This is a genomic window from Lacinutrix himadriensis, from assembly GCF_001418105.1.
In the GTDB taxonomy this organism is placed as follows: domain Bacteria; phylum Bacteroidota; class Bacteroidia; order Flavobacteriales; family Flavobacteriaceae; genus Oceanihabitans; species Oceanihabitans himadriense.
The window spans coordinates 695,931-717,280 of sequence record NZ_LIQI01000022.1 but is presented as its reverse complement, the minus strand read 5'-3'; the positions used below and the strand labels follow the sequence as shown (position 1 = coordinate 717,280).

Below are 21,350 nucleotides of genomic sequence, written 5' to 3'. Positions count from 1 at the left end.
TTATTGTTTTAAAAGTCAAGCTTACGCTTGGCTTTTTTTATGCAATAACCTGGTTAGTTTGATTGATAAATCGGTAAGAATAATTTTAGAATTTCCGTTACGCTCAATATGGTAAATGGCATCTTGTAGCTCATTAGAAATCTCTAAAATATTGTTGCCATGTATAAAAGGTGCGAAGTTTTCTAGTTTGAATTTTTCGGTTTTTGGCTCAAAATATACTAGTTCATTGGCGTTATAATTTAATAGTAATGCTTGTCTGAAAAAGTCAATACAAAACTGAAGAAATTGTTTTTGAGTTTCTCTTCCTGTTTTGGCTATATCTTCACTCCAAGAAATTAAATCATGAATGGCTGCTTTATTTCCTTTTGCTTTAAAAGCACTTCTAATCCAGAAAATAAACCAAGTTTCAAATTGTATATCTTCGCTATCTTGGTATACTAAATCACAAGCTTTGTTATAGTTCCCGTTTGCTTGATGCGCAATTTTTGTAGCTACAGAATCTTCTAAATTATATTGTTCAATCAGCCCTTTTTTTACATCATTTTCAGCCAAAGGAGGAAAGTGTAAAATCTGACAACGCGATTTAATGGTGTTAATTATTTGCTCTTCATCTTCAGCAATAAGAATAAAAATAGTCTTGCTTGGCGGTTCTTCAATCAGTTTTAAAAGCTTGTTGGCGGCAGCAGTATTCATTTTTTCTGCCATCCAAATGATCATGATTTTATAACCACCTTCATAAGATTTTAGTGCAAGAGATTTTACCACTTGTAGTGCCTCTTCTACACCAATTTGCCCTTGTTTATTATCTACACCAAGTAGTTTGTACCAATCAAACAGATTACCATAAGGTTGCTCTTTTAATAATTGTCTCCATTCTTCTAAGTAATAACTAGAAACCGGTTTGCTTTTTACTTTGTCACTAGTGGTAACAGGAAAAGCAAAATGAAGATCCGGATGCGAAACGTTATTAAATTTAAGGTTACAAGCGGCATTTCCACCAGTGTTTTCCTTATTGGTATTACCACATAAAACGTATTGTGCATAAGCAATTGCCATTGGTAATGTTCCAGATCCTTCTGGGCCTACAAACAATTGGGCATGTGCAATTCTACCGTTATCAACACTTTGTGTTAAATGGTTTTTTATATGTTCTTGTCCTAAAATATCACTAAAAAGCATAAGGCAAATATAGTTTTTATCCTTAAAAAGAAACGCAAAACTAAACTTCAATTTTAAAGAAAATGGTAAGATTCTATATGTAATACGTTATCGAAAACGTGTCAAAACAACGATTAAAAGCATAAAACATAGATTAAGTGCTTTTTAAGTCTTATGTTTGTAATCCCAAATGCCTACCTAAAATGAAAAACCTACTTAAATACAGCTTTGCTGTACTTATTGTGTTTTCTACAAATGCACAAAAGTTAGAAACATTAGAATCTATTCAAGAACGTCCCTTAAGCACGCAAAAAGAATTTTATATTCAAGGAGATGCTATTGTTATTGGTAATAACATTTTGAGTGAACACGCCCAAAAAGACTATAATGAAATTGGCTTGATTAACGATCGAGTAGAAATGAAATATGTAGATGTTGATGGGGATAATGCTACATTTAGTTCTAGTGCTGCAGCATTGCAATTACCTCAAAACACCAAAAAAGTAAAATTTGCGGCTTTATATTGGAGTGCAACGTATGGTTTTAAAAAAGGGCAATACAAAGTGGTGAACAATAAAATGGTCGTGAAAGGAAAAGGAGAAAGAGATACTACATTTCATGTTATAAAATTTAAAACGCCAAATCAAGAATACAAAAGCATAAAAGGAGAAGTGGTTTTTGATGGGCATGATAAAAAATTCTTTGCTGCAAATTCGCCTTATGTTTGTTACGCAGATGTCACTTCTATACTGCAAAATAATATTACAAATGGTAATTATACGGTTGCAAATGTAAGAGCAACAGAAGGAGTAATTACAGGAGGAAGTTCTGCTGGTTGGGTTTTGTATGTGGTCTATGAACAAGAAGGTGTTACTCCTAAATACATAAGAACATATCATGGCTTATCGTTATTAAATAAGAAAACCTTAGATATGCATTTTAATAATTTCAATACCACAGCATTTGGTGAAATTAATGCTAGTATTACTATGGCTGCAATTGAAGGAGATGCAAAACTAAAAACAGATAAATGTTCTATTTTTAGCAAGAAAGACAATAGATTTATTACGATGAGTTCTGAGTTACGACCGGAATCTAATTTCTTTAATAGTAAGATTACAAGTAATGAAGCGTATGTAACAACGAGGCTTCCAAAAAGTGAAAACACCCTAGGATTTGATTTAGTTACATTAAATATACCAAATACAAACAATACTTTATTGGCTAACAATCAAAACGAATTAGATTTTAAAGTATTCACTAAAGCAGATCGATTTTATATGTTTTTTACAGCCTTTAAAACAGATATTAGCGAAACGTGTTACCTAGAAAACAACTTAGAAAACAATGATCTTATAGTAAGTCGTGATGTTTTAAAAGAAGCAAAACCTGTTGTTGGTAATATGGAAGATGAAGAGTAAAACACTCAAAACACTTATAGTAATAATAAAATTGCGCATATTATTTATTTTAAAGACCTTTAGCGTTTAAAATAATATGCGCAATTTTTATATATAACAGAAATGAAAACACTAAACGACTTCAACTTTAAAGACAAAAAAGCATTAATAAGAGTAGATTTTAATGTACCATTAAATGAAAACTTTCAGGTAACAGATGCTACCAGAATCCTTTCTGCAAAACCAACAATTATCAAAGTTTTAGAAGATGGTGGAAGCTGTATTTTAATGTCGCATTTGGGAAGACCAAAAGGGGTTCAAGACGAATTTTCTTTACGTCATATCGCAAATAAAATTGAAGAAATTATTGGAGTAGAAACAAAGTTTGCTTCTGATTGTGTTGGTAGTGAAGCTGAAGATTTAGCTAAAAACCTAAAACCTGGCGAAATCTTATTGTTAGAAAATTTACGTTTTCATGAAGAAGAAACTGCAGGAGATAAAGACTTTGCGGAAAAACTTTCTAGACTAGGAGACATTTATGTAAATGATGCTTTTGGTACAGCACATCGTGCGCATGCTTCAACAACCGTTATTGCTCAATTTTTTCCAGGAAGAAAATGTTTTGGGTTTTTATTAGCAAAAGAAATAGAAAGCATTAAAAAAGTGATGGAAACAGGAGAAAAACCTGTTCTTGCTATTTTAGGTGGAGCAAAAGTGTCTTCAAAAATTACCATTATAGAAAATATTTTAGATAAGGTAGATCACTTAATTATTGGTGGAGGAATGAGTTTTACATTTGTTAAAGCGCAAGGCGGACAAGTAGGTGATTCTATTTGTGAAGACGATAAAATGCCACTAGCTTTAGAAATTTTAAAACTAGCAAAAGAAAAAGGGGTTCAAATTCATATTCCTGTAGACGTGGTAGCAGCTAACGCTTTTAGCAACGATGCAGATACGCAAGTTTGCGATATCAATAAAATACCTGATGGTTGGCAAGGTTTAGATTGCGGACCAAAATCGAAAGAAATTTTTAATGATGTCGTTTTACAATGTAAAACCATACTTTGGAATGGTCCTTTAGGTGTTTTTGAAATGGAAAATTTTGCTAGCGGAACTATTGCTTTAGGGAATTCTATTGCAGAAGCAACTAAAAATGGTGCATTTTCATTAGTAGGAGGAGGAGATTCTGTTGCTGCGGTGAAACAGTTTGGCTTTGAAAAGAAAGTAAGCTACGTAAGTACTGGTGGAGGAGCAATGCTAGAAAGTTTAGAAGGTAAAACGCTTCCAGGAATTGCTGCTATTTTAGAATAGTTTAAGCAAATAACCACCTGATTTTTTTAATAAAACACGAAATTAGTATCTTATACGTTTAAAGAAGACGCTAATCACATCATTATGCAATTACAAAAACTATTTTTCTTTATTTCTTTTTTAAGTTTTGCAGCCGTACAGGCTCAGGACAGTTTACAAGTTACTGTAGAGAACCAACGACTGACAGAAAAACAATTAGAAGCTGGAAAAAACTATGTTATAGATACTATAATTGATGGCCAAGCTCTCTATAAAAAGGAAATTAAAGTAGTAGAGGAGCTAGATCTTGAAAAAGAGTTGTTAGACAATGCTCACGCTGCCGAAATTGATGAAAAATGGCTTCAAGAATTATATAGTAATTCACTGTTTGATACTATTTATAAAACTGTTGAAACCTTAGATTATAAAGATGTTGATTATCCGGAACTGTCTACAGAACTATTAAAATCTAGACTTGCAGAACTAAACGCAAGAACACCTTTTAATGTAGAATATAACACATCGTTGGAAAGTGTAATAAAGTCTTTTTTAAAGCACAGAAGAAAATCATTTGAAAAACTAATGGGGCTTGGTCATTATTATTTTCCAATGTTTGAGCGCGAATTAGACAATTACAATATTCCGTTAGAAATGAAATATCTAGCCATTGTAGAATCGGCATTAAAACCAAGAGCACGATCTAGAGTTGGTGCAACAGGCTTGTGGCAATTTATGTTTGCAACAGGAAAACAATATGGATTAGATGTAAGTTCTTATGTAGATGAACGTAGCGATCCAATAAAATCGACAGAAGCAGCTTCTAAATACCTAGCTAAACTTTATGAGATTTTTGGAGATTGGGATCTTGCGCTTGCAGCATATAATTCTGGACCTGGAAACGTAAGTAAAGCAATAAGACGTTCTGGTGGTTATGAGAATTATTGGAATATCCGTCATAATCTTCCACGTGAAACAGCAGGTTATGTTCCTGCATTTTTAGCAACCATGTATATTTTTGAATTTGCTGAAGAACATGGTTTTAAACCTGTAAAACCGGAGTTTCAATATATAGAAACAGATACGGTTCATGTAAAACACATGATTACGCTAGATCAAGTTGGTGAGGCAACAGGAGTACAGATAGAGAAATTACAGTTTTTAAATCCTTCGTATAAACTAGATATTATTCCGGTTGTAAAAGGAAAAAATTATACATTAAGACTACCAAGAGATGTGGTTGGTGCCTTTGTAAATAATGAAGAAGCTTTCTATGCTTCGGCTAAAGCCGAAATGGATAAACGAGAAAAACCATTACCACAATTATTTAATTCCGAAAGTAAAACAAGATACAGCGTAAGAAGTGGGGATTACCTCGGGAAAATAGCAAGAAAATTTGGTGTTCGTGTTAGTCAGTTAAAACAATGGAACGGTTTACGAAGCAATAATCTTAAAATTGGGCAACGTTTAACTATTTATCCAAGAAACACAGCAGCAACAACACAAAGTACTTCTAAAAAGAAGGATAAGGTTGTTATTTCTCCTAATGCTAAAACATATACCGTTAAAAGCGGAGACTCTCTTTGGAGTATTTCCCAGAAATTTCCAGAAATTACTGTTCAGAATATTAGAGATTGGAACGATATTAGTGGTAACAAATTAAAACCAGGAATGAAGCTTATAGTATCCAAAGGCTAATACTTCTATAAAAACTAACAATTATGCGTAATTTTCTTTGTATTGCAATGGTAGTACTATTGTTTACATCTTGTAATGATGACGAAAAATCAAACAAAAGAATTGTTTCAGCATCTTCAGGAACACTTAATAATATTTCTGTAGTTGTAAGTAACGAACTTTGGGAAGGTAAAGTAGGTGAATCCATTAGAGAAGTGCTTGCTGCACCAATTTATGGTTTACCACAAGACGAGCCTATTTTTACAATGGCACAAATACCACCACAAGTATTTTCTGGCTTTGTAACCAAAAACAGAACCGTTTTAAAAATTGAAAAAGGATCTGAAGAAGCTGCGGTTAAAATTGCGAGTGACGTGTTTGCTAAACCTCAAAAAGTGGTTTTAATTACCGGAAAAACTAACGCAGATATTATAAAACAAATTAAAGATAATGCTGCTAAAATAGTTGCAGCTTTTAAAGGAGAAGAACTAAAAGAAAAGCAACGAAGAATAAATTTATCTTTAAATAAAAACAGTAGTATCAAAGACAAATTAGGGTTCTCTATAAATTTTCCTACCGCATATAGAATAGCGAAAGAAGAAAATGATGTGTTCTGGATTAGAAAAGATATTAATACAGGAACAACTAATTTAATGTTATATACATTGCCATATAACGCTATTAAGGAAAACGATAGCTTGATCAATCAGATTATTAAAATAAGAGATTCTATTAATAAAATTTACATTCCTGGACCAACAGATGATGCATATATGATAACCGAAGATGCGTATGCTCCATTTCTTTCAGAAACTATAATAGATAACAAACCAACGATAGAAACAAAAGGGATTTGGGATATGGAAAATGCATTTATGTCCGGACCATTTGTAAATTATATGATTGACGATAAAGTAAACCAACGCTATGTAGTTATAGAAGGATTTGCTTTTGCTCCTTCTGTTGCCAAACGCGATTATATGTTTGAGCTAGAAGCGATCGTTAAGTCTATTAAAATGGAATAGATATCTTTTAAAGGTATAACAAAAAAAAACCAACGCATTGCGTTGGTTTTTTTGTTTTGTATAAAAAAGAAAGTAATAACTATCCTTTTTTGTTTTTTTCTTCCTCTTCTTCTTCTTTGGTTGCGTCCTTAAATTCTTTAATTCCACTACCAAGACCACGCATCAGTTCTGGTATTTTTTTACCACCAAAAATTAGTAAAATAACAACAGCAATTAACACTACTTGAGGCCAACCTATAAAAAGAGGTATCATATTTAGAATCATAATCTTTAAATTTAAAGCAAAGTTAATAATTAAAGTTTAATATTATCGTTTTAAGGCTAACTTTAGTATATTATTAAACTAAGGCTTTGTAATTTTTATATACTTTTGTTTTAACATGAAATCAAAAAAGAAAAAAGAAAAGAAAATAGCAAAAAAATTACTGCATAAGTATAGGTTAGTTATACTTAATGAAGATACTTTTGAGGAGCGTTTATCGTTTAAGCTTACTAGGCTTAACGTTTTTGTTTTGCTTGCAATTTCTACTATATTACTAATAACTGCAACCACTTTTTTAATAGCTTTTACGCCATTAAAAGAATATATTCCTGGTTATTCTTCCACAGCTTTAAAAAAGAAAGCGACGATATTAAATCATAAAACAGATTCTTTAGTAAAAGTAATTGCTGTAAACGAACGTTATTTTACTTCCATAAAAAAAGTATTACATGGTGAATTAAGCAGTATAGATTTTAATAGAGACTCTATTATTGAAGCAGCTAAATTAGATGTAAGTGAAATAGATCTAGCTCCAATTAAAGCAGATTCTTTACTACGCCAAAAAGTAGATAAAGAAGATAAGTACAATCTTTTTGAGTCTGCAACCTCTAAGGCTAGCTTTGTTTTATTTCCTCCGGTAAACGGAACCATTACAGAAAACTACAACGCAAAAGAAAAACATTACGCTGTGGATATTGTGGTGGCTAAAAACACACCAATAAAAGCAACAGCAGATGGTATTGTTATTTTTGCAGAATGGACCACCAAGACTGGTTTTGTAATCATTGTAGAGCATAGTCATGGACTAATCTCTGTATACAAACACAATGCATCTTTAAACAAAGAACAAGGAGATTTAGTGAAAGCAGGAGAAGTTATTGCTATGTCTGGAAACACTGGAGAATTAACCACTGGACCACATTTGCATTTTGAACTTTGGAGCGATGGCTACCCAATTAATCCAACCAACTTTATAGATTTTGAATAAATGTTATCATTAAAAGCAGCCATAGCAAAACCATTTGCAAAACGAGTATATAAGTCCATTCAAAAATGGGCTAATAATCCTGTGGAAACACAGAGCAAAGTGTTTCAAAAACTAATAAGTGATGCTACTGCGACGCAATTTGGTAAAGACCATGATTTTGTTAGTATTAATAATCATGAAGACTTTATTAAACGTGTTCCTGTTAGAGATTACGAAGCTTTAAAACCTTATGTAGATAGAGTAGTTGCGGGAGAAGAAGATATACTTTGGAAAGGGAAACCTCTTTATTTTGCAAAAACATCAGGAACAACCTCTGGAGCGAAGTACATTCCTATTACCAAAGAAAGCATGCCAACACATGTAGAAGCTGCTAGAAATGCCATCTTAATGTATATTCATGAAACGGGTAATGCTAAGTTTGTAGATGGTAAAATGATTTTTCTTCAAGGTTCTCCAATTTTAGAAACGCAAAACGGTATACAACTAGGAAGACTTTCGGGTATTGTAGCACATTACGTACCAAAATACCTTCAAAAAAACAGAATGCCTTCTTTAGAAACCAATTGTATTGAAGACTGGGAAACCAAAGTAAATGCTATTGTAGAAGAAACACTTCCTGAAAATATGACCATTATTTCGGGTATACCTTCTTGGGTACAAATGTATTTTGAAAAGCTTCAAGAAAAAACAGGGAAAAAGGTTGGTGATATTTTTAAAAACTTCAACTTATTTATTTTTGGAGGCGTAAATTATGAACCTTATAGAGCTAAATTTGAAAGCTTAATAGGAAGAAAAGTAGATAGTATAGAGTTGTATCCAGCAAGTGAAGGTTTCTTTGCGTATCAAGACAAGCAAAACGAAAAAGGAATGCTTCTTCAATTAAACTCTGGAATTTTTTACGAGTTTATTAAGGCGGACGATTTTTTTAACGAAAACCCAAAACGAATTACCATTAAAGATGTAGAAGTTGATGTAAACTACGTGATGCTTATTTCTACAAACGCCGGACTTTGGGCGTATAATATTGGGGATACTGTACAGTTTACTTCTACAAAACCATATAGAGTTATTGTTTCAGGTAGAATAAAACATTTTATTTCTGCTTTTGGAGAACACGTAATTGGTAAAGAAGTAGAACAAGCAATTCAAGATGCTTTAGTCTTTGAAAATGCGGAAGTTTCCGAGTTTTCGGTAGCACCTCAAATTGCCCCAAAGCAAGGCTTACCATATCATGAATGGTTTATAGAATTTGAAAAAGAACCAGAAAATCTTTCCGCTTTAGCGCAAAAAATAGACGCATCGTTACAAAAACAAAATAGTTATTATTTCGATTTAATTGAAGGTAAAGTATTGCAACCATTAAAGATTACATTGGTTAAAAAAGGTGGTTTTCAAGACTATATGAAATCTATAGGTAAACTTGGCGGACAAAACAAATTACCTCGTTTATCTAACGACAGAAAATTAGTTGATGATTTAGAAACATTAAATCTCACGAAATAATACTATATTTGTAGGTTAAATACAGTATATGAGTAACAAAAAACATCATGCAAGAACGAGAGCTCAAGAGAGCTCAAATGCTATTGAGCGTATGTATATTACCATGAGACACCTATTTAATCGTGGTTTTTACAAACCAATGGGAGTTTCAGGAGAAACATTACGAGAAGCGTTATTATTATTAAGACCAGAAATTTATGGTTCTATTGGAGAAGAAAAAGCAGAGCTAGAAGGACTACTTTATGTAGTAGATAGACTGCCAGAAGGAATAGAAGAATGTACCTTTATAAACTTGACGAGTGATGAAGGGTATGCCAATTCGCATTTCAAAGTTATTATTCCACCCAAAAGAAGACGTAATTGTTATAGAATAGATGATGAGCAAATGAACATCGAGATTACTCGCGGTCGCTCAGAAATTTATGACATTCTTACACACATTACTTTTCTTTTTGTAGAGTCGCATAAAATTAGCAAACGTGTTTTAATTGATGAAAACGGAGCTACAACAAGAGATTGGATTAAGCTTGAAAAAGCAGTTACTACCAAAAAGAAACTTACACAAAAAGAAAGAGAAATAGCATTAACACATACTGCTAATATTTTAGGCAGAACTTTTAATGAGTTATTAGAAGTTTATGATGATTTTGCTATACCAACACAACCAGAGCGTTTATTACATATTGTCTATTGGTTAGGTAAATTAGCCTTAGAAGAGGTTGTAAACAACAACAAAAGAACCGTTACTTTTAGTCCTGTTTTAAGAGAACGTTTAGGACACCATATTCATGGAGAAATTTGGGCTAATAACATTAAAGATGTTTTGCATAAAAACGAATTACTTGAAAGACCAATTCATGTAATTAGTGCAAATATGCATAGTGTAATGAATACGCTTTTTGCTCCAAATGCATTAAAACCTTTAGCTTCTAAAAACGATATTTTTGAAGTTTATGAAGCAATAAGTCATAAAGACAATAAAGATTTACGTGATAAAGTAACAAAGGAAGCCTTGCAAAAAGGAATGCTTTATATTGAAGATACTTCAGGAACTAATATTAATGTGCAGGTATTTGATACTGAAAAAATTGATTTTTCTAAAGTAGATATAGACGTTGATCAAGAAAAATTAAAAGCAGAAAAGCCAATTATTATTGTAATGGATTATGCTTTTGGTGAACAAGCGTATGAAACCATAGATGAACTTTTAAAACCTTATAAACCTAACGGAAAGAAAACACATTTATATGTAGACTCTATTTCTATTATGGGTAAAGCGGGGATTTTAGAAGGAGGAAAAGGAGATATCATGATACCTTCTGCCCATATTTTTGAAGGTACTGCAGATAATTATCCTTTTAAAAACGAATTGTGTACCGCAGATTTAGAAGGTCAAGGATTAAAAATCTTTGAAGGTGCTATGATAACTGTTTTAGGTACATCCTTGCAAAACAAAGACATTTTAAAATTCTTTCATAGCTCTACATGGAATGTGATTGGTCTAGAAATGGAAGGAGCGCATTATCAAAAAGCAATTCAAGCAGCATCCAAAGTAAGAGGAAGTATAAACGAAGACGTTAAAGTGCGTTATGCTTATTATGCAAGTGATAACCCTCTAGAAACAGGAGGGACATTAGCATCGGGAGGTTTAGGAACTTCTGGAGTAAAACCAACATATTTAATAACAAGAAAAATTTTACAACAAATATTTAACTAACCATTATGAGTGAAAAAAAACCAGAAACAAGTGCTTCAGATGAAATTGATTTAGGGCAACTTATTAATGCAATAGGTAAGCTTTTTGAAGGATTTTATAATTTTATAAAATCTATTTTTAGAGGAATATTAGATTTTATCGTTTCTATTCTTAAAGTAGTAATTAAGAATTTTAAAATTATTCTGATAGCTGTAGTCCTTTCCGGTGTATTAGGGTATGTTGCTGAAAAGTTTAAACCAGCTACTTACGGTTCAAGTATGTTAGTTAAACCATACTTTGATTCTAAATTCCAGTTAGTAACGAATATCGATTATTTTAACGCCTTAATAGGGAATAAAGACTATGGTACTTTATCTACTATTTTCCATTTAGATGAAGAGTCTGTTAAACAGATTAAAAAGTTTGAAATTGCTCCTGGTCCAGAAACAGAGAATGATAGAATTATACAGTATGATAAGTTTGTCAAATCGATAGATAGCTTGAGAGCTTCTGAAATTGAATTTGAAGATTTTGTTGAAAATAGGAGTATCTTTTCTGGTGATTTTTATGAAATTAATGTGGAGTCCTACAAAAAAGATATTTTTAGTTCTTTAGAAAAAGGATTAAACTCATCATTTACTAATGAGTATTCTTTAAAGAAGATGAAGAAAAGAGATTCTTTAATTATCATTCAAAAAGAGAATATTTTAGCATCTATTCAAGACTTAGATTCCTTACAGCAAATATATGTTAATGTGCTTAATGAAGAGGCTAAATCTGGCAATGGTAACATAAATTTTGATGGGGGATATCCTATGAAACAAGAAAAATCAAACACCAAAGAATACGAATTATTAAATCAACAATTAAAATTAAGAACAGAATTAAGGGTGCTTGAAGAAAAGAAAATTGAAGAAGATGTTTTCTTTGATACGATTTCTAGTTTCCAAAAAATTGGTACAAAATCGAATAAGCTTTCAGAAAGGTACAGCTTAATATTTCCAATATTAGCCATTATTTTACTGATGCTTTTATACATATCTGTAACTGTAGTCCATTTTGTAAATGCTTATGGAAAAGAAGAATAATTCCATTATGGAAGCAGCCAATTTTATTTGTAGTGTATGAAGTAATTAAAAGCACTATAAATATTTTCTAAACAAAGTACTTAAAAGGAAAGTTTAGCACAAACAATTACGTAAATGCTATTTAAAACACCTAATAGCTAATAATTGTAATACAAACCAAAAAGGCCTACATTTGTCGGCTAATACGTTTAAAATAAGTAAGTTTGAGGAATAGCTTATTAGAAAATTTAATAAATTTAAAAAAGAGAATGCATGCATAATAAAACGATATTAATTACAGGAGGCGCAGGCTTTATAGGATCTCATGTTGTAAGGTTGTTTGTTGAAAAATATCCAGATTATAAAATAATTAATTTAGACGCTTTAACGTATGCAGGTAATCTTGAAAATTTAACAGATATAGAAGACGCAGCAAACTATACTTTTGTAAAAGGAGATATTACAGATGAAGGGTTTATAAACTCCCTTTTTGATGAGTATAAGTTTGATAGTGTTATTCATTTAGCAGCAGAATCTCATGTAGACCGTTCTATAAAAGATCCATTAGCATTTGTAAGAACCAATGTGATTGGGACTATGATATTGCTAAATGCTTTTAAAGCACTTTGGAAAGATGATTTTGCAGATAAATTATTTTATCATGTAAGTACAGATGAGGTTTATGGTTCATTAGGAGAAACAGGATTGTTTGAAGAAACAACATCTTATGATCCAAACTCACCATATTCGGCTTCAAAAGCAAGTTCAGATCACTTTGTAAGAGCGTATGGTGAAACCTATGGTATGCCTTATGTGATAACAAACTGTTCTAACAATTATGGTCAAAATCAATTCCCAGAAAAATTAATTCCATTATTTATAAATAACATTATAAACCACAAACCATTACCTGTTTATGGAGATGGTAACTATACCAGAGATTGGTTGTATGTTGTAGATCACGCAATTGCTATCGATTTAGTTTTTCATGAAGGAAAACAAGGAGACACCTATAATATTGGTGGTTTTAACGAATGGAAAAATATAGATTTAGTGAAACTTCTTTGCCAACAAATGGATGTTGCTTTAGGAAGAGATAAAGATTCCTCAGAAGAATTAATAACTTACGTTAAAGATCGTCCAGGACATGATTTACGTTATGCTATTGATGCATCTAAAATAAACAAAGAATTAGGCTGGAAACCATCGGTAACCTTTGAACAAGGTTTAAAAATAACGATAGACTGGTATTTAAATAATGAAGATTGGTTAAACAGTGTAACAAGCGGTTCTTACCAAACATATTACCAAAAACAATACAGCTAATAATAAAAACAGAAACATGAAACTTCCATAACAAGAGTTCGATACTTAAGAGAATGACTATTATGGAAGCTACAAGTGACAAATAAAAAACAAATAAGCTCGACACATGAAAGGAATAATACTAGCAGGAGGTTCTGGCACAAGACTTCATCCATTAACACTTGCAGTAAGTAAGCAATTAATGCCTATTTACGACAAGCCAATGATATACTATCCATTATCAACTTTAATGTGGTCTGGAATTAAAGATATTCTTATTATATCTACACCGCACGATTTACCATTATTCGAACAACTTTTAGGAGATGGGAAAAAGTTTGGTTGTAATTTTGAGTACGCAGTACAAGCAGAACCAAACGGACTAGCGGAAGCTTTTGTTATTGGAGCAGATTTTATTGGTGATGATAAAGTAGCACTTATTTTAGGAGATAATATATTTTACGGAACAGGATTAGAACAGTTATTACAAGCTAATAATGATCCAGATGGAGGTATTATTTATGCATATCATGTTCATGATCCAGAACGTTATGGTGTAGCAGAATTTGATGCAGACGGTAAGGTTATTTCTATTGAAGAAAAACCAGAAAAACCAAAATCAAATTATGCAGTTCCTGGAATTTATTTTTATGATAACTCTGTTGTAGAAATCGCAAAAAACATAAAGCCTAGTCATAGAGGGGAATTAGAAATTACAGACGTTAATAAAGAGTACTTAAAACAAGGTAAACTTAAAGTTAGTGTCTTAGATAAAGGAACAGCTTGGTTAGATACAGGTACTTTTAAATCGCTAATGCAAGCATCTCAATTTGTTCAAGTCATTGAAGAAAGACAAGGTTTAAAAATTGGCGCAATCGAAGAAGTAGCGTATAGAATGGGTTATATTAATAAAGCAGAGTTTAATACCTTAATACAACCTTTAATTAAAAGTGGTTACGGTAAACATTTGTTAAGCATTTTAGAAAAATAATATGAAGGCAACAGAAACCAAGCTAGAAGACTGTTTTGTTTTAGAACCAACAATTTTTGAAGATAAAAGAGGTTACTTTTTTGAAAGTTTTAACCAAGAAAAATTTAATACTCTAATTAATAAAAAAGTAGATTTCGTTCAAGATAACGAGTCCTTTTCTTCTAAAGGGGTATTAAGAGGATTGCATTATCAAGTAGGTGCGCATGCACAAGCAAAGTTAGTTCGTGTAATTAAAGGTAAAGTTTTAGACGTAGCAGTAGATATTAGAGCTAATTCAAAAACTTTTGGACAACATGTAGCGGTGGAATTATCTGAAGATAATAAGAAACAACTATTTGTACCTAGAGGATTTGCACATGGTTTTATTGTGTTAAGCGAAACCGCTATTTTTTCTTATAAATGTGATAACCTGTACAATAAGGAATCCGAAGGAGGAATTATATACAACGATCCAAAACTAAATATAGACTGGCAATTGCCTGAAGACGAATTACTTGTTTCAGAAAAAGATGTAATTTTACCAAATTTAGAGAACGCTAGACTATGATAAACATCTTGGTGACAGGAGGAAACGGACAATTAGCAACCTGTATAAAAGATCTGGAATCTACGTATTCCGATTTAAACTTTATATACGCAAATTCAGCACAGTTAAATATTGCTGATTTTGATGCTGTACAACAATTTTTTAGTACTACAAATTTTCAATATTGCATTAATTGTGCTGCTTATACTGCTGTAGATAAAGCAGAAAGTGACCAAGAAAAAGCAACGGAAGTTAATGTTGTTGGTGCAAAAAATCTTGCTATCGCTTGCGCGGAAAAAAACGCAACCTTGATTCAAGTGTCTACAGACTTTGTGTTTAATGGCGAAAAATCTGTAGCATATACAGAAACAGATACCACAAACCCAACAGGAGTTTATGGAGCAACAAAACTTGAAGGCGAATTAGAAGTAGCTAAAAACTTAGAGCAACATTTTGTTATAAGAACTTCGTGGTTGTATTCCGAAAACGGGAATAACTTCATGAAAACCATGATAAAGCTGTCTGAAGGAAGAGATCTGTTAACTATCGTGGCAGATCAAATAGGTACGCCAACGTACGCAACAGATTTAGCAGAAACCATTATTAAAATTATAACAACAAACAACACGCAATACGGTGTTTACCATTATAGTAATGAGGGAGTTGCAAGTTGGTATGATTTTGCAAAAGCTATTTTTGAAGAGAGCAATATTAAAATCAAAGTATTACCAATACCGTCTAAAGCATTTCCAACACCAGCAAAAAGACCACATTTTAGCGTGTTAGATAAGACGAAAATAAAAACGAATCTTCAAATTGAAATTCCATATTGGAGAGACAGTTTAAAAAAAGCATTAGCAAATAGTTATGAATAAAGATTTAGAAATAGCTATAAAAGCTAGTTTAGAGGCAGGAAAAGTGATCATGGAAGTATACGATACTCCTTTTGATGTAGAAATAAAAGACGATAAATCTCCTTTAACCGAAGCAGACAAAAAAGCGAATGATATTATAAACTCTTATCTAGTAAATACCGAGTTTCCAATTATTAGCGAAGAGAATAAACAAACAGATTACGCTACAAGAAAAAATTGGACTACTTGCTGGGTAGTAGATCCTGTAGATGGCACAAAAGAATTTATAAAACGTAACGGAGAGTTTACTGTTAACATAGCATTAGTAACAAACGGTAAACCAGAATTGGGAGTTATTTATGTACCAGCAACAAAAACAATTTATGTTGCAGATGTAACAAAAAACGATGCTTTTAAAGCAGTGTTGTCATCTCATGATACTACGTTAGAAGAAGTAATGCAAGCTGCTACAAAACTACAGCCAAAAGCACCAGAATCAAATCCTGTGCAAGTTGTTGGTAGTCGTTCACACATGAGTCAAGAAACATTAGATTTTGTAGAGTCTATTAAAAAAGAAGGAAAAGAAGTGGAAGTAGTTTCCAAAGGAAGTTCTTTAAAATTCTGTTTGGTAGCAGAAGGAAATGCAGATGTATATCCTAGATTTGCACCTACAATGGAGTGGGATACTGCAGCTGGACAAGCAATTTGTAATGCTGTTGGTATTGATGTTATTTCACAAGAAACAAACCAATCTCTTTTATATAATAAAGAAAATCTATTAAATCCGTGGTTTTTAGTTAGTAAGTAATGGCAGATATATCTTATAAAAGACATATAGCCAAAACGATTACCTGGAGGATTATAGGCACTATAGATACTATTATTCTATCGTGGATTATCTCCGGAGACCCTTTTACAGGCCTTAAAATAGGTTTTGCTGAGGTAATAACTAAAATGACTTTATATTACCTTCATGAACGTGTTTGGTTTAAAATAAACCTATCTAAAGAAGGAGAAATTTTAGAAAGCAGAAAACGCCACATAGCAAAAACAGTAACCTGGCGTTTTATAGGAACTATTGATACCATGACGTTAGCTTGGTTAATTTCGGGAGACCCATTGGCAGCATTAAAAATAGGTTTTGCAGAAGTGGTAACAAAAATGTTATTGTATTATTTACATGAACGTGCTTGGTACAAAATAAATTTTGGACTTAGAGAACGTACAAATTAATTAATATACACCAACAAGCTTTTATTAAGCGTAAATTAACCTAGTTCATTATTTACTAATTGCATCTGCAAATAAAATAATTAAAAAATACAGATGAAAGAAAATATTATTCCACATAACTATCAAGTTTCCAAAGCAGATAGACAAGAAAACAACAAGCATTCCTCTTTTTTAATATGGTTTACTGGGCTTTCAGGCTCTGGAAAATCTACAATAGCTAATGTTGTAGAACAAGAATTATATAAACTAGGAGTGAAAACCTATACGCTAGATGGAGATAATATAAGAAAAGGTATCAACAGTGATTTAACCTTTGCTCCAGAAGATAGAACAGAAAACATAAGAAGAATTGCTGAAATTGGAAATCTAATGGTAGATGCAGGTGTAGTTACCTTAGCAGCTTTTGTTTCGCCATATAGAAAAGACAGAGAGAACATTAAAAGTATTGTAAAAGAGGACAATTTTATTGAAGTTTATATTAATACTAGCGTTGAAGAATGCGAGCGTAGAGATGTAAAAGGGCTTTATAAAAAAGCGAGAGCTGGCGAGATTAAAAACATGACAGGAATCTCTGCTCCTTATGAAGCTCCAGAAAATCCGGATATTGAAATTAAAACCGAAGAAAAAACGGTGGAGGAAGCGGTGAAAGATATCATGGCGTATATAAAACCTAAATTAGAAATAAATACGCAATAAAGTATAAATTAATTTTAACCGATATTTATCTAATATGAGTGATAATAAGAAATCATTTTTAAAAAAATTAAAGCTAATACTTCCAGTAGTATTAGCTGTTTTTTTTGGGTGGTTAACTTTTTCTAAAATGCCAATTACAGAAACCATTCCTTATTTTAAATCTGCTAATTATTGGTGGATTGCTTTAGGTTTAGTTTTCGGTGTTTTAAGTCATCTATCTAGAGCGTATAGATGGAATTACTTACTAGAACCAATGGGGTACTCCATAAAAACACCAAATAGTGTAATGGCTATATTTATAGCATACTTAGCAAATTATGGTGTGCCAAGATCTGGTGAAGTATTGCGTGCTGCTGTAGCTACAAATTATGAGAATATTCCTTTTGAAAAAAGCTTTGGTACTATTGTAACTGAAAGGATTTTCGATTTAATAATGATGCTTATAATTTGTGTTATTACGCTGTTTTTTCAATTCGATTTTATTTATAACTTACTAATAGAAAAGTTTAACCCTATTAAATTAATAGGGATAGTATTCGGGTTGTCTTTGTTGTTGGTCTTTGTTGTTTTTTATATTAAAAAATCTAAAAGTAAGATCGCTAATAAAATTAAAGGGTTTACCATAGGTCTTTTAGAAGGTATTACTAGTGTGTATAGAATGAAGCATAAAGGCGCTTTTATTTTTCATACTATTTTTATTTGGTTAATGTATATTTTAATGTTTTATGTAACCTCCTTTGCTGTTCAAGAATTACAAGGAGCACCTTTTTCAGCCATGGTAGTCGCTTTTATAGCAGCAAGCTTTACCATAGCAACAACAAATGGTGGTGTGTTTTTTTATCCCGCAGCGGTTTTATCTGCGCTTATGCTATTTGATTTAGCAGAAGAGCCTAGTTATGCCTTTGGATGGATTATATGGACCTCTCAAACATTGATTATTATCGTACTAGGCGTGTTGTCGTTTATATTATTACCAGTTTATAATAAAAATAAGATGAAATTAATAGAATAACAACCATATTTAAAGCCTTGATTACTAAATTAATTAATATGTATTCGTTTGTAAAAAAAACGGTTTAAGAGTTTAAAATATCGTTAAAGATGTTAACTTTGGCAAATTGATGTAAGCACTACTAAGTCAAAATGTTAAGGTAGGGCAGAATTAAAATATTACAGTATCAGAAGATAAGATTCTGATAATTAAATGAAAGCATAAAATCCTAACCAATAGAAATATTACTATTTAGGAAAACAATATAGAAAAAACTAAAATTCGAGCAATGAGTAAATATTACTTAAATTATTTAGATGAATTAGAAAGTGAAGCAATCTTCGTTTTACGAGAAGTTTGGGCACAATTTGAGAATCCAGTAATCATGTTTTCTGGAGGAAAGGATTCTATTTTAATAACGCATTTGGCTAGAAAAGCATTTTATCCAGCTAAAATACCATTTCCATTAATGCATGTAGATACAGGACATAACTTTCCGGAAACGATTCAATTTAGAGATGATATCATTAAAGAATTGGGTGTAGAGCTTATTGTAGGTTCTGTTCAAGATTCTATTGATGAAGGTCGTGTAGCTGAAGAAAAAGGTAAAAATGCCACTCGTAATGCATTACAAATCACAACACTTTTAGATGCTATTGAAGCAAATAAAGTAGATTGTGCCATTGGTGGAGGAAGAAGAGATGAAGAAAAAGCAAGAGCAAAAGAACGTTTCTTTTCACATAGAGATGATTTTGGACAATGGGATCCTAAAAACCAAAGACCAGAATTATGGAATATCTTCAATGGAAAACATTTTGAAGGAGAACATTTTAGAGCATTTCCTATTAGTAACTGGACAGAAATGGATGTTTGGAACTATATTAAAAGAGAAAACATTGCAATACCTTCTTTATATTTTGCGCATGAGCGTGAAGTAGTACGTAGACAAGGAACTTGGATTCCTAATTCTGAGTTTTTAATACTAGAAGAACATGAAGAAGTAGTAACTAAAAAAATACGTTTTAGAACCTTAGGAGATATCACAATTACCGGAGGAGATGAATCGGAAGCAGATACTTTAGAGAAAATTGCTACAGAAGTTGCAGGAATGCGAAATACAGAAAGAGGAAACAGAAGTGATGATAAGCGTTCTGAATCTGCGATGGAAGACAGAAAACGTCAAGGATACTTTTAATAGACAACCCGATTTACTAATTACTTATGCTGTTTAATTCATTAGACTTTGCTATATTTTTTCCGATAGTTTTTGTTCTTTATTGGCTCGTTGCTAAAAATAGAAATTATAGAAATATACTTTTACTTGTTTCTAGTTACGTGTTTTACGGCTGGTGGGATTGGAGGTTTTTATTACTAATAGCTTTTAGTTCTTTGGTTGATTTTTTAATTGGCCAAAAAATTTATAATACGGATGACAAGAAAAAACAAAAGCAATATTTGCTAGTTAGTCTTGTTATTAATTTAGGTTTCTTAGTCTATTTTAAATACACGAACTTTTTTATAGACACTTTTGTAGATTCTTTTAGGTTATTTGGTACTGAGTTAGAAGTTTCTACACTAAATATCATCTTACCAGTTGGAATTAGTTTTTACACCTTTCAAACGCTTAGTTATACTATAGATATTTACAGGAAACAGCTAGAACCGACTAAAGATTGGCTTGCTTTTTTCTCGTTTGTATCTTTTTTCCCGCAGCTAGTTGCAGGACCAATTGAGAGAGCATCCCATTTATTACCTCAGTTTTATAAAACCTATAAGTTTAATTATAATCAAGTGAAATCTGGATTATTATTAATGGCTTTTGGGTTGTTTAAAAAGATGGTTATTGCTGATAGAGCTGCTCTTTACGTTAATGAAGTATATAATAATCCAGGGAATTATGAAGGTGTAGAAACCATCATGGCTACTGTTTTGTTTGCTTTTCAAATTTATTGTGATTTCTCAGGATATTCAGATATTGCTATTGGAGCTGCTAGAACAATGGGCTTTGATCTAATGAAAAACTTTGATAGCCCTTATTTTTCTAAATCTATCACAGAGTTTTGGAGACGCTGGCATATATCCTTATCCACATGGTTTAGAGATTATGTGTACATCCCATTAGGTGGTAGTAGAAAAGGGAAATATAGAACTTATGCCAATTTATTTATCGTCTTTTTGGTTAGTGGTTTATGGCATGGAGCTGCCATGACTTTTGTGATTTGGGGAGTAATTCATGGTATAATTATTGTATTTGAGAAAGCGACTTATAAAATGCGAATTAAGATGAGCAATACATTAGGCTTATCTTCTAATTCCTTTTCAAATAAATTGTTTTTCGTAGTTATTACTTTTGTTATTGTTGATTTTGCATGGTTATTTTTTAGAGCAAATTCATTTGCAGATGCATCCATAATTATTCAAAATATGTTCAATAATAATTTTCACGAATTATTTAGTGCTGATTTTTACCTTATAGGTTTGAAGGAAAACGAGTTTTTAGTATTGATTGTAAGTATTATTGTTTTGATTGCTTTTGAATTAAATCACAAAAAACAGAATATGATTAACTGGTTAGATAAACAATCTACTATTTTACGTTGGTCGACATATGTGACTATCATTGTAGCCCTTACCATTTTTGGTGTATATGGAGATGATAATGTTTCAGAATTTCTTTATTTTCAATTTTAA

General features: G+C 31.8%; 20 protein-coding genes. 18 read left to right on the top strand and 2 right to left on the bottom strand.

The window, feature by feature from the left end:
* Positions 1-21 precede the first annotated feature (21 nt).
* Positions 22-1,179 (bottom strand): DNA polymerase III subunit, encoded by a 1,158-nt coding sequence (locus tag AMD28_RS10795; protein ID WP_055444127.1) that lies wholly within the window; start codon positions 1,177-1,179, stop codon positions 22-24.
* A gap of 182 nt (positions 1,180-1,361) precedes the next feature.
* Between AMD28_RS10795 and AMD28_RS10790 the strand changes: the two genes are divergently transcribed.
* From AMD28_RS10790 to AMD28_RS10775, 4 genes are all read left to right on the top strand, one after another.
* Entirely contained in the window at positions 1,362-2,579 is a 1,218-nt protein-coding gene (locus tag AMD28_RS10790) for a hypothetical protein (RefSeq protein ID WP_055444126.1), read from the top strand.
* Positions 2,580-2,681: 102 nt separating this feature from the next.
* A complete protein-coding gene (locus AMD28_RS10785; RefSeq protein WP_055444125.1) occupies positions 2,682-3,869 on the top strand; it encodes a phosphoglycerate kinase in 1,188 nt (395 codons plus the stop codon).
* An 84-nt stretch (positions 3,870-3,953) separates the two neighbouring features.
* Complete coding sequence (locus AMD28_RS10780) at positions 3,954-5,543, top strand: lytic transglycosylase domain-containing protein (RefSeq protein WP_055444124.1); 1,590 nt, start codon at positions 3,954-3,956, stop codon at positions 5,541-5,543.
* Positions 5,544-5,566: 23 nt separating this feature from the next.
* Positions 5,567-6,547 (top strand): DUF4837 family protein, encoded by a 981-nt coding sequence (locus AMD28_RS10775; protein ID WP_055444123.1) that lies wholly within the window; start codon positions 5,567-5,569, stop codon positions 6,545-6,547.
* 79 nt (positions 6,548-6,626) lie between these two features.
* Here AMD28_RS10775 and AMD28_RS10770 read toward each other — a convergent pair whose 3' ends face one another.
* Positions 6,627-6,800, bottom strand: a complete 174-nt coding sequence (locus tag AMD28_RS10770) for a Sec-independent protein translocase subunit TatA/TatB (protein WP_241492483.1) — start codon at positions 6,798-6,800, stop codon at positions 6,627-6,629.
* A gap of 127 nt (positions 6,801-6,927) precedes the next feature.
* Between AMD28_RS10770 and AMD28_RS10765 the strand changes: the two genes are divergently transcribed.
* From AMD28_RS10765 to AMD28_RS10700, 14 genes are all read left to right on the top strand, one after another.
* Positions 6,928-7,797: a M23 family metallopeptidase gene (locus tag AMD28_RS10765; RefSeq protein ID WP_055444121.1), complete on the top strand. Its 870-nt coding sequence runs from the start codon at positions 6,928-6,930 to the stop codon at positions 7,795-7,797.
* Positions 7,798-9,300 carry a GH3 auxin-responsive promoter family protein gene (locus tag AMD28_RS10760; RefSeq protein WP_055444120.1) on the top strand — a complete coding sequence of 501 codons (1,503 nt, stop codon included), beginning with the start codon at positions 7,798-7,800 and terminating at the stop codon, positions 9,298-9,300.
* A 28-nt stretch (positions 9,301-9,328) separates the two neighbouring features.
* Positions 9,329-11,017 carry a DUF6909 family protein gene (locus AMD28_RS10755; RefSeq protein WP_055444119.1) on the top strand — a complete coding sequence of 563 codons (1,689 nt, stop codon included), beginning with the start codon at positions 9,329-9,331 and terminating at the stop codon, positions 11,015-11,017.
* A gap of 5 nt (positions 11,018-11,022) precedes the next feature.
* Positions 11,023-12,084: a hypothetical protein gene (locus tag AMD28_RS10750; RefSeq protein WP_055444118.1), complete on the top strand. Its 1,062-nt coding sequence runs from the start codon at positions 11,023-11,025 to the stop codon at positions 12,082-12,084.
* A gap of 252 nt (positions 12,085-12,336) precedes the next feature.
* Positions 12,337-13,389: a dTDP-glucose 4,6-dehydratase gene (gene rfbB, locus AMD28_RS10745; RefSeq protein WP_055444117.1), complete on the top strand. Its 1,053-nt coding sequence runs from the start codon at positions 12,337-12,339 to the stop codon at positions 13,387-13,389.
* Positions 13,390-13,495: 106 nt separating this feature from the next.
* Positions 13,496-14,359, top strand: a complete 864-nt coding sequence (gene rfbA / locus AMD28_RS10740) for a glucose-1-phosphate thymidylyltransferase RfbA (RefSeq protein WP_055444116.1) — start codon at positions 13,496-13,498, stop codon at positions 14,357-14,359.
* Position 14,360: 1 nt separating this feature from the next.
* Positions 14,361-14,906: a dTDP-4-dehydrorhamnose 3,5-epimerase gene (gene rfbC, locus AMD28_RS10735; RefSeq protein ID WP_055444115.1), complete on the top strand. Its 546-nt coding sequence runs from the start codon at positions 14,361-14,363 to the stop codon at positions 14,904-14,906.
* Positions 14,903-15,760, top strand: coding sequence for a dTDP-4-dehydrorhamnose reductase (rfbD, locus tag AMD28_RS10730; RefSeq protein ID WP_055444114.1), 858 nt, complete (start codon positions 14,903-14,905; stop codon positions 15,758-15,760). Before rfbC ends, rfbD begins: the two co-directional genes overlap by 4 nt.
* Positions 15,753-16,547: a 3'(2'),5'-bisphosphate nucleotidase CysQ gene (cysQ, locus tag AMD28_RS10725; RefSeq protein WP_055444113.1), complete on the top strand. Its 795-nt coding sequence runs from the start codon at positions 15,753-15,755 to the stop codon at positions 16,545-16,547. Before rfbD ends, cysQ begins: the two co-directional genes overlap by 8 nt.
* Positions 16,547-16,972, top strand: coding sequence for a DUF2061 domain-containing protein (locus AMD28_RS10720; RefSeq protein ID WP_055444112.1), 426 nt, complete (start codon positions 16,547-16,549; stop codon positions 16,970-16,972). The genes cysQ and AMD28_RS10720 overlap by 1 nt, the downstream gene beginning before the upstream one ends.
* 93 nt (positions 16,973-17,065) lie before the next feature.
* Positions 17,066-17,668, top strand: a complete 603-nt coding sequence (cysC, locus tag AMD28_RS10715; RefSeq protein WP_055444111.1) for an adenylyl-sulfate kinase — start codon at positions 17,066-17,068, stop codon at positions 17,666-17,668.
* Positions 17,669-17,702: 34 nt separating this feature from the next.
* Positions 17,703-18,680 (top strand): lysylphosphatidylglycerol synthase transmembrane domain-containing protein, encoded by a 978-nt coding sequence (locus AMD28_RS10710; RefSeq protein WP_055444110.1) that lies wholly within the window; start codon positions 17,703-17,705, stop codon positions 18,678-18,680.
* Positions 18,681-18,948: 268 nt separating this feature from the next.
* Entirely contained in the window at positions 18,949-19,854 is a 906-nt protein-coding gene (cysD, locus tag AMD28_RS10705) for a sulfate adenylyltransferase subunit CysD (protein ID WP_055444109.1), read from the top strand.
* 26 nt (positions 19,855-19,880) lie between these two features.
* Positions 19,881-21,350, top strand: a complete 1,470-nt coding sequence (locus tag AMD28_RS10700; RefSeq protein ID WP_055444108.1) for an MBOAT family O-acyltransferase — start codon at positions 19,881-19,883, stop codon at positions 21,348-21,350.